Origin of the sequence: Compostibacter hankyongensis (assembly GCF_039541075.1) — a bacterium.
Classification (GTDB): domain Bacteria; phylum Bacteroidota; class Bacteroidia; order Chitinophagales; family Chitinophagaceae; genus Compostibacter; species Compostibacter hankyongensis.
In genome coordinates, this window is sequence record NZ_BAABFN010000006.1 from 45523 (window position 1) to 59848 (window position 14326).

The window sequence follows — 14326 nt, forward strand, 5'->3', positions numbered from 1 at the left end:
GAGCCATCCGGGCAATAGGCCGCCTTCCGCAACGAAACCGGGCTGCGCCGGGTCCGTTACAGTCATTGCCCTGCCTTGACGCCCCGTTTTTCAGAGCATCCAGGCCTTGTTTAAGGCAATCCGTGTCCGGTCATTTGTTTACGGTAACATCCTTATTGTTTTGCAGCAGGAAAGCGGCTATGTTGGCTACATCATTCTGGCTAAGAGACATGTGCCTGGGCGAAGGCATAATGGTGGTATTGAGCCGTCTCTTGCTCTCGATCTGTGCGCTTTCCATGATATATTGTTTTCCATAGGTATCCATTGCCGTTACCACGGGTCCGTCAGACAGGAGCAGTCCGTACAGGGCCGCCCCGTTTTTCAGGGTAATGATATACGGCTCGGAGCCGAAGGCCACGGCCGCGTCCGGATGTACGATCGACTCCAGTATACCCGATTTGTCGTACCGGGTCTGTATGGTGGTCAGGTCGGGACCGATCTCATTACCGGTGGTGCCGATCTTGTGGCAGACAAGACAGTTGCTCATGAACAACAGCTTACCCTTTCCGGCGTCGGCGGATAATTTGTCAATGGCCTCTACGGTGTAGGAAGCGGTATCCGATGTATTAAAATAGCGGTCCATCAACGCGTGTATATTACGGTCATCGGCTTTCAGCATCTTCGGGCCGATCTGTTCTATAACGGCGTCGGGTAGTTGTTTCCCGTCCATCAGGGCGACCAGGTGGAGCCTGCCGTCCGGGCTAAGCGCAAGCTGGTTTGCCACAGCCATCCTTACCTTCATGGGCAATGCAGTATCGGCCACCTGCCGCCGGAGCTTCAGCATTTCTGGATGCGCCTCCGGCAGATCGCCCGGGGGCGATTTCCAGTCTTTGAGATAGGCCTGCCAGTCGTTCGTCTTGCGGAATTTCAGCCACCACTGCGCCAGACCGGCTATGCGCCCGTCCTTGTCTCCGGCTATCGTGCGCATGTCATCTGCGGCTTCCCGGTCAGGAATAAAGGCCAATGCCGTCAGCGCCCTTTTTCTGTCCTTTTCCGGCAGTTGCTTGTCCGTTGCCCGGCTTTGCAAGGCCTGCGCGGCAGCATCCGGATGCAGTTCCCACACCAGTCCGGACAGCCGGGGCGACCAGCTTTCAGGCGCTCCGGCATGGAGATGGGATAACAGCAAGGGATAAAAAGCCGCTTCTTTTCCCTGCAGGGCAATACCGAGCGCATTGAGATAGGCAGGATCCTTACCGTCAAAGCCGTCGGCCAGCGACAGCAAAATATCCTGGCACTGATCCAGGGGCACGTCCCGCAGGGCTATGGCCACCTCGCGCCGGACGGCGGGGGATTTGTCGCCGGACAGCTGCTTTGCATAACGCAGCAGCTGAGCGGGCTGGGCCTGGCGCAGGGCGCGGAAAGCCGTGACCCGGATATCGGCGTTCGCATCCTGCAGCAACTTTTCCGTTTCTCCGATACCGGCGCTTCCCAGCTGCGACAGCAGCCAGACCGCACGGGCCCGGTGATACGGATTGTCCGAGGACAGTATCTTCTTTACGTCCGGCAATACCTTGTCGCCCCCGGCCTTTAACAACACAAAACCCTGGTTCCGGACATTGATCGCCGGGCTCAGCAAGGCCTGTATCTGACCCTGAATGCTGCCCAGGTCAATGACCGGGCTTTTCAGCTTACCGTCTTTGGGTACAATGCGGTATATACGCCCATATCCTTTTTTATCGACCATCTGATGTCCGCCTACAATGGGATCATACCAGTCCGCCACATAGATGGCCCCGTCGGTACCGACCGCCACATCGCTGGGACGAAACCATTTGCTCTTTCGCTCGTCCATTGCGTTCCAGCGATAGTGCACATCATCGGTATCGGTAGAAGCAATGAAAGGGGTCCTGTCTGAGAGGTCATAACCGGCGCCGCTGGGCCTGGGGCGATAACCGAAGATCGTATTGCGGCCTGCATCGGCGCTCAGCAGCAGCCCGCGGTACGTCTTACCCAGCGCATCGCTTTCATTCACTACTATTCCGGTGGGAGCGCCCGCCCCATACACGTCCCCGACCGGCATTACACCCGGATCTTCCTGGTGCCAGTGCGCCGTCTGTATGCTTTGACCGGGCCTGCGGTCTGCCCGCCAGGTACGTATCCCCGTTTTACTGAAATATCCCGCGCTGCCGCCTTCCATGACCCAGCTTGTACGGCAGGATTCTACTTCATCGTCGTTATCGTTCTGCCAGAAATTGCCATAGGAGTCCGCAGCGGTCTCGTAGGAATTGCGGAAGTTATGCGCGATCACTTTCAGTCCCGTCCCGTCCGGGTTGACGCTGAACAGCACGCCACCCGTCCATATTCTGCCGTCGTCGCTTTTCATGGCGGGTTTGTTCTCCTTGTTGTAGGGCGTTCCACCGGCATAAACGCTTCCGGCCCGGAGCGTCCATCCCGACTTGTCCGTCACGATATGCGGCCCTGCGTTACCCGCACTGAAATACCATCTCCCGTCGGGCCCTGCAATCCCGGAATGCAAACCATGATCATGATCTTTACCGCCAAAGCCGGTCAGGAAGACCTCTTTTTTATCCGGGTGATCGTCGCCGTCCTCATCCGTATAGACGATCACGGAAGGAGAGCAGGAAACGATGACCTTCTTCCCGATCACGGCTATGCCCAGCGGGGAGACGAGATCCTTATCCTGTACAAATACCTTGGAAGAATCCGCCTTTCCGTCTCCGTCCGTATCTTCCAGGATCATGACCCGGTCGCCCTCCGGGTGGTTCAGGTGCTCGCTGGTATCATTGTTGAAGTCGCGGTAGTTGACCGCTTCGGTCACCCATATACGGCCCCGGATATCCACGTCGATATTGGTGGGGTTGTAAAACATCGGAGACTCCGCCCACAGGGTGGCTTCCAGATCGTCCGGAACGTAGAGCAGGGGCTCCTGTCCGGAGCTGTCACGCTTCTCTTGACATGAAAAGAGAAACATGCCGAAGAGCAGGAGGAAGTACGGGCCGGTTCGGCGTAAAGTATGCATGTTGAATCTATTTATTGAGCATGGATGAGTAAGGATCAGGGACCGCAAGCGTCACAGGCTAAATACCGAACGTATATACGCCGTATTGGAAGCATAAGCATCGGCAACCGTAGCGCCGGGCGGTATGCCCCCTTCCATGATGACCCAGCCCTGGTATCCTATATGATCAAGTACCTTTTTCACCCTTTTAAAATCTATCACCCCCTTTCCGAGCAATGCGCCGTTCTCTTTGAGATGCACCTCACAGATATATTTGGTGCCGAGCAGGGCCATCTCGCTGTAAATATCATGGCCCATCTGATGTGAATTGGCCACATCAAAATACACCCGCACATTCGGCGACCCTATGGCTTCGATGATCTTCAGGTGCTCCTTGGCGCTGAGCCAGGATTCAATGCCCAGTATGACGCCTGCCTTTTCGGCCTTCGGCGCCACTTTTTTCAGACGGCGGATGACCTCTTTTATTCCGGCCTCATCGCCCCTCAGGTCTCCGTTGTTAAAAAACGCCAGCAGGATGACCTTGCAGCCCAGGGCCTTCGCTACGTCAATGCTGTCCTTCACCCACTCTTCGGCAAGCGGCGACGATTTGTAAGGTACATTGTTCATTTCTCCGATCGCCAGGCTGGAGATCTGTACGCCGGACTTCCGGGAAGCCGAGAGATAGGCTTCCTGTACTTCCTTCTGCCGCAGGTGCATGTTGTCCTTCACGCTGCCGAGACTCACCATCACCCCGTCCAGCCCAAGCTTTTGGGCAAAGGTCAGGGCCGTAATATCGCCCCCCTTGCCGATGGACCAGTCGCACACACCGATCCGGTACCCGGGCCGTTCCGGCACAGAGAACATATTTAACATGGGTCCGAAAGCCGCGAGACCAAAAAGAGAGGCCGACTGTTTCAGCATCCGGCGGCGGGAATAAAAGCTGGCTTCTGTCGTCATCGGGATGGATGGGGATTTAGCATAAGCAAACATAAAAGATCACAGACACATATTTGATACTTTCTTATCAGTTCGTACAAATATTTTGACTTTAACCAAAGCAGGTTCCAAAACTTCTTAAAATATTTCTAATTTAGAACATAAATCATTGCAGATGGTTACCGTATCCTCTCGTTATCAAACAGGCCTTTTATGAAACCGAGCATGATCATTCCTGTCACACCGCGGTCTGTTGATGTGCGAGGTTGCATCTGGCCATTTAAAAATCAAATTATTAACAGATGAAACCTCGCCATGAAAAGCTTACGCTGGAGCCCAAATGTTCCTTTGTACTTCAGAAAGATGTATATCCTTACTATCCCACTCCCTGGCATTATCATCCCGAATATGAACTGGTGCTGGTGGTAAAGAGTTCGGGGGAACGGACGGTAGGAGACCACGTGGCCCGCTTTTCGGACGGAGACCTGGTGTTCCTGGGCCCCAACCTGCCGCATGCCTACCAGAACGATCCCGCTTATTACCGGGGGGATACCACCTTGACGGCGGAAGCCATCGTTATCCATTTCAGGGAAGATTTCCTGGGCAAAACTTTCTTCAGCCTGCCCGAAATGATCCATATCAGCCAGCTTTTTGAACAGGCAAAATTCGGATTGAAAATACTGGGAAACACACGGCAACAGGTTTCGGATATGATGCTGGACATGCTGCACATGAATGACCACAGCCGGATCACCCAGTTGCTGTCCATCCTGGGGATGCTTTCTTTATCGGGAGAGCTGCAGCCCCTGGCCAGTCCCGGCTTTGTTCAGCACCACACCGTGCCCCATAACGACCCGATCGCCAGGGTCCATGCCTATATCGTAAAGAACTTCAAAAGGGATATCCCGCTGTCTGAGGTAGCCGGGGTAGCCAACATGTCCGTACCTTCTTTTTGCCGGTTCTTCAAGGCCTGTACCCGTAAAGGCTTTTCCCATTTCCTCAATGAGATAAGGGTCGGCTATGCCTGCAGGCTGCTGTTGGAAGACAGACGCAACATCTCGCAGATCTGTTATGAGAGCGGGTTCAACAATGTGTCGAACTTCAACCGGCAGTTCAAAAAAATAAAAGGAAAATCCCCCATCCAGTACCGGCAAAAACTGCTTAAAAAAGCGGAAGGGCTTCAGGCAAATGTATAAAGCCGGGCAGGGTTCTTAAAAAAGATATTCTCATAGTAATGCTCCAGGCCCATTTTCCGGAGGTCTTCCTTAAAGGTGGTCAGTAAAAAATTGAGCCCGGGCTCCCCGCCGTAGGATTTCCAGTATACATGCTTTGCGGCATCCATACCCATGGTGATCTGATCGGGGAAGTCGGGCAACAATGCCGCCAGCAGCTTATAGGTCCAGTTTTCCTTCTCCTTCCAACGGAATGCGCTGTCATATTCCACGTTCACCCCTGTCTGCAGGAGTTCCCGGTTATAACCGATATCCTGGTAACGGTCTACATGAGAAATGACCACATGCCGCAGATCGGCACCCAGCTTTTCGAACCGCTTTACCTGTTCAATGGCCTGTAGGCCGGAATTGGTATGGGTCAGTATCGGGACGCCTGTTTCCCGGTGCGTATTGACCACGGCATGGAAGATCTTTTCCTGGTGCGGGGTGATCTTTTCATCGCCTGTGGCCAGCTTCACCATTCCCGCCTTATGGGGAGTCCGGTCCACAAAAGGACCGTTATAGTCATTGGCGTCAATGCCGGTCGTCACATCCGCTATAAACAACCGGGTCAGCTGTTCTTCCGTATAGGCATAACGCCAGTGATTGGGCAGATAATACATCTCGAGGTGGATCCCTGTGGGCGCCACAATATTCACCCCGCTCCTGCGCGACACCTCCGCCAGCTTCAGGATATTCCGGCCGCAATCGGCGGGCATGGTATCGACCATGGTCCTTCCCCCCGCTTCATAAAACCGGCGCAGCTCCTCAACGGCCCGGTCCACATCGTTGAGCAGGAACAAAGGATTCCCCAGCGTAGGATAACTTTCTTCAATGATGATATGCTCATGAGCATAAGTGAGCCCGATCTCCTCCGGGGCAAGATCGCCCAGGACGGTACGGACAAAGCGGCTGCCGGAAGGTTTTTCCATAATGTAAATGTTTTAGTGCGCTCGGTTATTTTCCCATCCGTCTCTGGAAGTATCCGCCGCGGCAACCGGAACCTCCAGTATGGCGCCGGTCTCCACCAGCTTCGACTGCAGCGCGGCGACATCCAGCTCCGCAGCAGCGGTATCACTATCCAGCGATTGCACCGCCGCCAGACCCGCAGCCTGCCCCATGGCCATGGTCTGGGCCATCGAGCGGCAGGAAGCATGAGCATCGTGGGTAGCGGAAAAACAGCGACCCACTACCCACACAACGGCGCTGCCTTCCGGGACAAGGGTACCATACGGTACCCCATATACGCCGTTATCCGGAATATATTGCCAGAAGGTCTCCGTCTCACCCGCCGACCCTTTCCGGTGGTCCTCAATAGGCGCTCCGCAGAGCAGCACGCTGCCGGACGGGATATGCCCGGACAGGCAGTCTTCTTTGGTAAGCCGGGACATCCCGTATACGCGGCGGGTTTCCCTTACCCCGATCTGGTGGGAAAGCCCGATAATCTTCGATCCCTCGTAGCCGGGTATCTCCTCGCGGAAGAACCGTTCAAAGATGAACGCCTGCTTCCGACCTTCCACTTCGGCCATCGTCAGCTCCATGGGATCCAGGGCCCGCCGGTCCGCCACCTTCACGGCTACCGTGGAGATACATCCCTGCTGGCACATTTCATGCGCCGATCCTTCCCTGCGGGGCAGCGGGTGACTCCCCGTTTCATAGGCCCTGCTCATCTTTTCCTTCAGCATCTGCTTCCCGCCGGCACGTTTGAACTTTTCCAGGTCCACATTGCTCATACGGAAAGTCGTGGTCATGCTCTGGGCCGGGTCCGATTCGCCGGCCACTTCATAGCGGAACCCGGCCAGATGACAGAGATCGGCATCCCCCGATGCATCGATAACCCGCCTGGCGGTGACCTTGCAGAATCCACCTTTATTCCAGAAGACGCAGATAACCTGTCCTGTCGCCTCCATGATCACATCCACAAGGACGGTATGCAGCAGCAGCTGCACCCCTGCGGCCAGGATCTGCTGATCCCAGACATATTTCAGCCGTTCGGGATTATAGTTGACCCCGGTCCCCGCCCCGTAGGTGTTGGGTCGTAAAAAGATGTCCCCGGTTTGCTGCAGCGCGTCCACGATGGTATCGGGCAAGCCTGCCACGATCTTCCGGGGGCTTTCTCCGGGCGTGAAGAAACCATAAAACGTATCCAGCATCTGGGTGGATGTGCCACCCGGGAACCCGTACCGCTCCGCCAGCATGACCCGGTACCGGCCGGAGCCGGCGGCGGCTATGGCCGCTATGCAGCCGGCAGAACCGGCGCCTACCACAAGGATATCGGTTTCGGCCAGCAACGGTATCCGGTGATGATTGATAAAATCCCACATGACGGCACAGTTAATACGATGGTATAATTAATCCATGATATGCGGCTATGTTATCTCCCGGCCGCTGCTGCCGGAGAGTCTCCCACCCGGCGGTACAGCTCAGCCAGGCGATGCGCATGCTCGTCGTAAGCCTGCTCGAACAGTTGGGCGGCCCTTTCCTCCCCCACCACAGCAGCCCCGCTCAGCACCTTGGGCGGATGCCCGGCTTCGGTCAGCAGCCGGGCCACTTCGGCCTTGACCGCGTTGACGACCATGGCGCCCCCTACCGTGGAACCGGGAGATACCGGCGTATCCAGACCGGGTATCCTTATCATGGCATCCCCTGCGGGCGCACCGGTATCCAGGATAAGGTCGGCGAAGTCGCCCAGCTTTTTCCCATCCTGTCTCTTGCTGATGCTCTGTGCGGCATGTTCACGGGTCAGCAATGCCACTACCCTGATGCCCTGTTGCCGGAAGCGTTCCGCCATCTCTATGGGCACTACATTACAGCCGCTGGATGAAATGATAAACGCCGTATCCCGGGCCGACAGATCGAAGTTGCGCAGTATCCTTGCGGCCAGTCCCGGGACATTTTCCAGAAACATCGCCTGCCGCTGCCCATTGGCCCCGACCACCAGGTTATGAAAGGTGAGCGACAGCTCCACGATTGGATTGAATCCGGGGAACGAACCGTAGCGCGGCCACATTTCCTCCACCATGATCCGGCTGTGCCCCGAGCCGAAGACATGCACCATGCGGCCGGCGAGAATACTGGCGGCAAACCATCCTGCAGCCTTCCTGATATCTTCCGACTGTTTTTCTACCGTCGCTATCATCCGGCGGCATTTATCCAGGTAATCACGGGTTACATCTATCATGTTAAAATCGTTATGGTATTATGGGTCATGCCCTTTGCGCCGACAGGGTCCTGCCCAGCGCAAATCCCGCAGCGCCCACCGCGCCGGCCATATCGCTGTAATGCGCCTGCCGTATCGGCGTTGTCTTACCGGCGATCTTCCACTCATACAGGGCGATAAAATCGGACAGGGGCTTATACAGCGCATCTCCCGCTTTTGTGATACCCCCGCCCAGGATGATCAGATCGGGAGAGAGGAGGTTACAAAGAGAGCAAAGCCCCAGCGCAAGCTTCCTTACGGTGTTGAGCCATATATAGGTAGCAAAGACATCGCCCTGTTTATACCCTTTTACCAGGTCATGCGTCGATGCGAACCGGCCGAAAGACCGTTGCAGGATAGTGGCGTCTCCAATGGCGTTCTCCAGCGTCCCCGGCATACCGGTAATACCCCGCTCCTCCCTGTCGATATCCAGCACCATATGCCCGAGATGGCCCGCCTTCTGGCCATTGCCCGCGTACAGCTCCCCGTTGATCAGTATCCCTCCTCCCACGCCGGTACCCCAGGTCAGCATGACAATGTTCTTTACCTCCTGCCCGGCCCCGAACTTAGCTTCTGCCGTTAAAGCGGCATGCGCGTCATTCAGCACCCACACTGTTTTTTCATGCAGATAATCGGACCATCTGAGGTCTTCCAGGCCGTTCAGCCGTCCGGGCATTACCCGGATCGCCGTATTGGATTCATCCGGAAGACCGGGCGCGGCCAGCCCGATAGCGGTTACGGTACCGGCGCTCTTCGATCTTAATCTCCCGATCATATGGGAGACGGCTTGTTTCCAATGCGCTCCGTTACGGTCGCCTCCCCCCTGCTCCGGTTTTGTGGTTTCCATACATTGATCAATGATCCTGCCTGCTGCATCCAGCAGCACCCCTTTGATATTGGTGCCGCCCAGATCAATACCGATAGCTGTCATCATATTCATTTAACCTTTGCCTGTACCGTGCCTTCGCTCACTGCCCAGCCGCCATCCACCGACAGCACCTGGCCGGTGGTAAAGGCCGAAAGATCGGACATGAAATAGCAGGCCGCTCCGTCCAGATCTCCGGGGCTGCCGATCCTGCCGCCATCCAGCGGTTGTTTGGTCCTGATATAATCCATAATAGCGGCGTCGCCTGCCGCCCGGCGGGACATGGCTGTCTCCACCAAAGCCGGGGCAAGCACATTGACGCGGATATTGTCCCGGGCATAGCAGGCGGCGAGCGACCGGGAAAACCCGACGATGGCCGCCTTGGCGGCCGCATAAGCATGCGTGGAGAAATACTGCGGGACCGGTGAATTGCCGAGCGCCGATCCGGTGTTCAGGATAACGCCTCCTTTTCCCACCTTTAGGAACACCCTTACCGCCGCCCGGTTGGACAGCATGACCGAGGTCAGGTTCAGCTCCAGCGTTTGCTGCCATCCTTCCAGCGTGATCTCATGCAAAGGCCCGTCGCCCATCTTCCTGCCGCTGCCGCCGGCCACATGATAAAGACCATCGAAGCTGCCCCATTGCTCACAGCACAGCGCTATGGCCTGTTCGGCAGTACCTTCCCGGGCTGCATCCCCTTCGAGGACCAGCGCCGATCCGCCCAGCTCCTGCCGGGCTTTTCCGGCCGAAGCGGCACTGCGCCCCACGACCACCACCCTGGCCCCCTGGCGGATAAAAGCCCGGGCTGCCGACAGCCCGATACCAGCTGTTCCGCCCATAACTACGATATGCTTGTTGCGTAACATCAAAACCGAGTTTTCATCACTGTTCAGGGTTCATTTCTTGCATAATACAATCGCCATTCAAACTGCCATTTTGGAGAGCAGTCATACAGCGCAAACTTAAAAGATCATCATCCGTTATTTGATACTTTCTGATCAGTTCATACAAAAAAATTAACCCTGCCGCAGTCGGGCAGGGTTGCTTCTCTATGAGATCGTTTCCTGAACAGCGGCGCGCATGCTGATCAGCTGAAAATAAGATTGCAGGGATAAGTCAGGGCGCTTCCCCGAGAGCGACCTTCAGCAGCGACAGGATGCCTTCCGTTACGCTTTTGCTTTCCGCGGCCACGCCGTCCGGTTTAAAATGCACGCCGTCCTCCCGGTAAAATTCGGGATGGGCCTCGGACAGCGCATAATTATCAATCATGGGAATATGTTCCTTCGTGGTGAAGTCTTTTACGTAGCGGTTGCGCTTTACGACATTGGCGTTAAAGTCATCCACTTGCTGCAGGTCGTCCTTATTTCGTTCGGCCGTGGTGTTCACCCATTGTATCCTGGGATGACCGTATTTGCGCAGCAGCTTATACACCTTGGGGATATAGGCGGCATATTGCTCGGCGGTGTATTCCCGTCCATGCAGGCCGTTGTTAAAGCTGATCACGTCGAACCGGTAATGTTTGAGCACCTGCTCAAGCTGCTCCAGCAGCACCGGGTCGCCCATGCTTTTTGAGGTCGTGAACTTACAGGGATACGCTTTTCCTTCCAGCGCTTTCGCGACGGAAGGGTAATAGGCTTCCACATGCGAGTCGCCGATCACCAGCACATGGGGCAGATCGGTCTTCCCGGTGCTGGTTATCCAGGTGTGCGACCATTCGATATCTTCGTTTATGCTTTTACTTTGGGCTCCGGCGGTCTGGCAAAAGGTAAGCGCGGCAAGGGCAAATACAGCCGGGAGAATGATGTGTCTGGACATACGTTTTACAATAGCGCTGAAAATACAGGAATTCCCAACAATAATATAAATAATCGGCTGCTTTTGCAAATTTGGTGAGGGGGGTGTCTGGTCTATTGTGGAGGTCAGTTTAAGAAGTGATTAAAATCCTCGCTGTAGCTCTGCTGCTAGGTAAAGAAGATAGATGCGTTGGCTGGGATAAACAATTTAAAACGCTATGATGACCGACTATATATTCGGAAAAATCGCTACTAATCTTACCATTCACCGGGAATATGCCAACACGGCTCCTGCCACTTTTATCACTTATATAAACAAGGTGGAGATAGAAAATACTAATAATCCGTATGGTGAGGGGCCTATTAATCACATAAATTTTATCCTTTCCCCCAAAAACCGCTGAAAAAAGCCCGGACTATAGGTTATTGCTGTTCTTTTAATTCTTTTTCCAATTCTATCTTTCGCCTGAAATAAATTCGTTGAGATTCTTCGTCTTTTTCTACAATGAGATTTTCATATGTTTTTTTATCAAAGCATAGTTCATAATAACCGAAAACAGCTTGTACAAAAGGATAAATATCTTCATCTCTTTCGATTAATCTAAAATGCCAATTTGAATCTAATTTGCTATCAGTAATTTCGAACAATTGACACGGGCACGCAGAAATGAACCCGTTGTCATCTATCAAATAGGCTTGGTAGATTTGAAAAATTATCAAACCCATTACCAAATATTCCTGACCAATGGTCAAACCGCCATATTCAGAATACCCTGTAACACCAAATCTCCCCATCATATCTTTACTTAATGGTTCATATTCGTAAGGTCTTAAAGCCCCTCCTTTATCATATAAACAACGAACTTTCATGATTATTTAAATTTAAAATCTGACCTCCTCCCATATTTTGAAGCAGGCTAAACTATAGAATCGGGCCATTACTAACAAGGCAGGCTAAAGCTTAAAAATCGTTTTTTAATCCCACATCCAATTTAGTTAAATGAAACCATCTCATTTCTTATTCAATCCTTTCAAAATATCAGGAATAAAATTTTTCGTATTGATAAAATTTATTCCTTTATAAGAACTTACAAGCCGACCTACACACAGGGTTTGTTCTGTTCCGTCTTTTTGAATAAAAATTATCTTAACTCTTACGTCTGGCGGATCAGAATATTTTTTTGCAGAGGATAGAAAATCATTAGTTATCTTACTAATATCATTTATTTCACGAATGGCCAATACCTTTTCTGCTTTGATTTGGCTTTGAAAATAAGCTTCAAATCCTTTACAAGAAACATTCATGGGAGTTTCAATGCCTATATCTACATGTTCTATTTTAATCTCCTTTATTATCTTGTTATCAATTACATATGTATTTTGAGCACAACTTGAACTGGCGATAATAAAAAAAGAAAAGAAAAGAAAGGCTAATAAAGTGTTATTCATCATCGTCATCATCTTTTTGATTGGGATGGGTTGAAATAATTGCTGCAGGTACATCTAACTCTGTTGAGAGAGGCCCCATCGTATTATATATTATTCCAAATTGGTCAGTTCTTGTAACTTCCTTTAAAATTAATAAATGGATGCCATTCTTCCTTGACGAGGTAGAAGGAATCTTTTGTTTTTATAAAGGACCAAGACATAGCATGCTGAATGGAGTCTATATCATTATAGTCATTATTCGCTAATCGGAATTTATTATTGATAACGAAATCTTCTATACCTGAGTAGATAAATACAGGAAGCCTGCCTTTAAACAGATTCTCTGTGTAGATCTTGATCCTATCACACTTACCCTCTTAGCAGCAATTTAAACAATCCTTAGATGAAATCACTTAGCAATTCTTCATTATAAAATTTCTCACCTTTTTCGGTATTCCCACTTTTGATACACAATTCATTTATAGAAGGGGCATTCCAATATTTTTCATCTCCAAGAAACTTTAACGTTTCATTAAAAGACAACTCTTCAAGTTCATCATTTCCCCATCTATTCATATAAAAAATTACAAGGTTTTGTTCTAAAAAATACTTTAATATCTTCTTTGCACTTTCTAAATTTTCTTTATACCCTTTTCCGGGCAATAAAGAATTTAATTCCCATAAGATTTCCCAAAGACCAACAAAGTCTTCTATTGTACTCCAAAGAATTTTATAAATGATGTCTTTCATACTTATTTTAATGTTGGATTTCCTGATAATGGAATTCGGGTTACTTGGCCATTTCTACTTATTTTCATATAAGGACCAACATGTAATGGATCTTTTGCTCCTTGCCAACCTTTTTTTAGTAGTATTTGTTCTCCTTTTTTGCAGGGTTCACAAATTTTACTCCTTCTCCTTTTTTCATATCCCCTCTAATCCAATCCTTCGGAATCAGAGATTCTGCTTCCTCCCATGTGGCGCCTCTTAATGAAGAAAGGTCATCTAAAGAGCGAATTATCTCCTTAACGGCAAATCTTGCTTTTGCCAATAATCCCAATTCTGCAAATAGCTTCTCGCCAATTATTGTCGTAGTGATATCTTCGGCTGCTCCTCCAAAGACATCTACTCGTTCATTATTATTTGCTAAGCTACCATTTAAATGCTGAATATGGCCTTTTATCGGGTTGAGTTACTGCAAGTCGTTTGCCGTGAGCCGAGTTCCCTAAGGCCGATTGTTGATCAGGGCTTAGCCTGATATTTCAGATATGTGGGGCCGCCAATACGGGCGAGGCAGCCATGGACTAACTAACTATGTCTTCTGCTGGACAGAGGGATAATACGGATCAGTACCGCTACTGGTGATAGCAAGCCCGGATAGCTACCTGGATGGTATAGATTGTTTTTAAGCCTTTCCTTGTCTTCTGACAAGCTCATCTACCGCTTTATATATTCTAAATGTTGAGTAAATTCTTCAAAAATGCCTGCTTCACTAATTTGGTGGTGTAATTCAAAATAATCGCTTCCCTTTAGCAAAGATTGAAGCGTTTCCGTCAAAAAAATTTTGAGAAGGAAAATAACATTTTTATAACCTTAGAACTCTTCATAATTATTTTATCATTTGCTGTCGATTAGAGCTAAGCCTATAACCTCTGCTGATTAAATAATCAAGTTCTTTTGGAAAGCCGCTTACCTTTATCTATAACACGATTTGATAAGATAATTTTATCTCCTCCGGCTATCAATCTATCAAGGGACTTAACACTAGCCACCCACTGTTCAGCCGCCGTGATCCTGTTCTAAATGTTTGTTGGGATATTAAACCGCTTAGCTCCTAACTCTCCTGTAAGGGTTAGTAATCCTGATTTTTTATTTAAAACAGTTGTCTCTTTAAGG

The 14326-nt window shown here is 51.1% G+C and carries 13 protein-coding genes; 1 reads left to right on the plus strand and 12 read right to left on the minus strand.

All coding sequences use genetic code 11. The annotated features are described in order from the left end of the window. Positions 1-130: 130 nt before the first annotated feature. Both ABD851_RS12630 and ABD851_RS12635 read right to left on the minus strand, forming a co-directional pair. The gene (locus ABD851_RS12630) at positions 131-3019 is read right to left on the minus strand and encodes a PVC-type heme-binding CxxCH protein (RefSeq protein ID WP_344979812.1); all 2889 of its coding nucleotides are present in this window, start codon (positions 3017-3019) and stop codon (positions 131-133) included. A 51-nt stretch (positions 3020-3070) separates the two neighbouring features. Continuing rightward, positions 3071-3955: a sugar phosphate isomerase/epimerase family protein gene (locus ABD851_RS12635; RefSeq protein WP_344979814.1), complete on the minus strand. Its 885-nt coding sequence runs from the start codon at positions 3953-3955 to the stop codon at positions 3071-3073. A gap of 281 nt (positions 3956-4236) precedes the next feature. On the opposite strand from ABD851_RS12635, the gene ABD851_RS12640 reads away from it, so the two are divergent. Then, positions 4237-5130: an AraC family transcriptional regulator gene (locus ABD851_RS12640; RefSeq protein WP_344979816.1), complete on the plus strand. Its 894-nt coding sequence runs from the start codon at positions 4237-4239 to the stop codon at positions 5128-5130. On the opposite strand, the gene ABD851_RS12645 is transcribed toward ABD851_RS12640, so the two are convergent. From ABD851_RS12645 to ABD851_RS12690, 10 genes are all read right to left on the minus strand, one after another. Next, complete coding sequence (locus tag ABD851_RS12645; RefSeq protein WP_344979818.1) at positions 5115-6077, minus strand: phosphotriesterase family protein; 963 nt, start codon at positions 6075-6077, stop codon at positions 5115-5117. The genes ABD851_RS12640 and ABD851_RS12645 overlap by 16 nt on opposite strands. Positions 6078-6089: 12 nt before the next feature. Further along, positions 6090-7469 (minus strand): FAD-dependent oxidoreductase, encoded by a 1380-nt coding sequence (locus ABD851_RS12650; RefSeq protein ID WP_344979820.1) that lies wholly within the window; start codon positions 7467-7469, stop codon positions 6090-6092. Positions 7470-7519: 50 nt separating this feature from the next. Next, positions 7520-8326 carry a sugar isomerase domain-containing protein gene (locus tag ABD851_RS12655; protein WP_344979822.1) on the minus strand — a complete coding sequence of 269 codons (807 nt, stop codon included), beginning with the start codon at positions 8324-8326 and terminating at the stop codon, positions 7520-7522. A 25-nt stretch (positions 8327-8351) separates the two neighbouring features. Further along, positions 8352-9278, minus strand: a complete 927-nt coding sequence (locus tag ABD851_RS12660) for an ROK family protein (protein ID WP_344979824.1) — start codon at positions 9276-9278, stop codon at positions 8352-8354. Between the two features lie 2 nt (positions 9279-9280). Then, on the minus strand, positions 9281-10075 hold the full coding sequence (locus tag ABD851_RS12665) for an SDR family NAD(P)-dependent oxidoreductase (RefSeq protein WP_344979826.1): 795 nt from the start codon (positions 10073-10075) through the stop codon (positions 9281-9283). A gap of 250 nt (positions 10076-10325) precedes the next feature. Beyond that, on the minus strand, positions 10326-11024 hold the full coding sequence (locus tag ABD851_RS12670; RefSeq protein ID WP_344979828.1) for an SGNH/GDSL hydrolase family protein: 699 nt from the start codon (positions 11022-11024) through the stop codon (positions 10326-10328). A 401-nt stretch (positions 11025-11425) separates the two neighbouring features. After that, on the minus strand, positions 11426-11872 hold the full coding sequence (locus ABD851_RS12675) for a hypothetical protein (RefSeq protein WP_344979830.1): 447 nt from the start codon (positions 11870-11872) through the stop codon (positions 11426-11428). Between the two features lie 141 nt (positions 11873-12013). Next, positions 12014-12505 (minus strand): hypothetical protein, encoded by a 492-nt coding sequence (locus ABD851_RS12680; RefSeq protein ID WP_344979832.1) that lies wholly within the window; start codon positions 12503-12505, stop codon positions 12014-12016. A 324-nt stretch (positions 12506-12829) separates the two neighbouring features. Beyond that, complete coding sequence (locus ABD851_RS12685) at positions 12830-13180, minus strand: hypothetical protein (protein WP_344979834.1); 351 nt, start codon at positions 13178-13180, stop codon at positions 12830-12832. Positions 13181-13295: 115 nt separating this feature from the next. Continuing rightward, on the minus strand, positions 13296-13481 hold the full coding sequence (locus ABD851_RS12690) for a hypothetical protein (protein ID WP_344979836.1): 186 nt from the start codon (positions 13479-13481) through the stop codon (positions 13296-13298). Between the last annotated feature and the right edge of the window lie 845 nt (positions 13482-14326).

Bases quoted from the DNA above. Each gene is read 5' to 3' on its own strand.
- ABD851_RS12665 (WP_344979826.1), bottom strand. From the start codon at position 10,075: ATGTTACGCAACAAGCATATCGTAGTTATGGGCGGAACAGCTGGTATC.
- ABD851_RS12655 (WP_344979822.1), bottom strand. From the start codon at position 8,326: ATGATAGATGTAACCCGTGATTACCTGGATAAATGCCGCCGGATGATA.
- ABD851_RS12685 (WP_344979834.1), bottom strand. From the start codon at position 13,180: ATGAAAGACATCATTTATAAAATTCTTTGGAGTACAATAGAAGACTTT.
- ABD851_RS12635 (WP_344979814.1), bottom strand. From the start codon at position 3,955: ATGACGACAGAAGCCAGCTTTTATTCCCGCCGCCGGATGCTGAAACAG.
- ABD851_RS12670 (WP_344979828.1), bottom strand. From the start codon at position 11,024: ATGTCCAGACACATCATTCTCCCGGCTGTATTTGCCCTTGCCGCGCTT.
- ABD851_RS12660 (WP_344979824.1), bottom strand. From the start codon at position 9,278: ATGATGACAGCTATCGGTATTGATCTGGGCGGCACCAATATCAAAGGG.
- ABD851_RS12680 (WP_344979832.1), bottom strand. From the start codon at position 12,505: ATGTACCTGCAGCAATTATTTCAACCCATCCCAATCAAAAAGATGATG.
- ABD851_RS12640 (WP_344979816.1), top strand. From the start codon at position 4,237: ATGAAACCTCGCCATGAAAAGCTTACGCTGGAGCCCAAATGTTCCTTT.
- ABD851_RS12650 (WP_344979820.1), bottom strand. From the start codon at position 7,469: ATGTGGGATTTTATCAATCATCACCGGATACCGTTGCTGGCCGAAACC.
- ABD851_RS12630 (WP_344979812.1), bottom strand. From the start codon at position 3,019: ATGCATACTTTACGCCGAACCGGCCCGTACTTCCTCCTGCTCTTCGGC.
- ABD851_RS12645 (WP_344979818.1), bottom strand. From the start codon at position 6,077: ATGGAAAAACCTTCCGGCAGCCGCTTTGTCCGTACCGTCCTGGGCGAT.
- ABD851_RS12675 (WP_344979830.1), bottom strand. From the start codon at position 11,872: ATGAAAGTTCGTTGTTTATATGATAAAGGAGGGGCTTTAAGACCTTAC.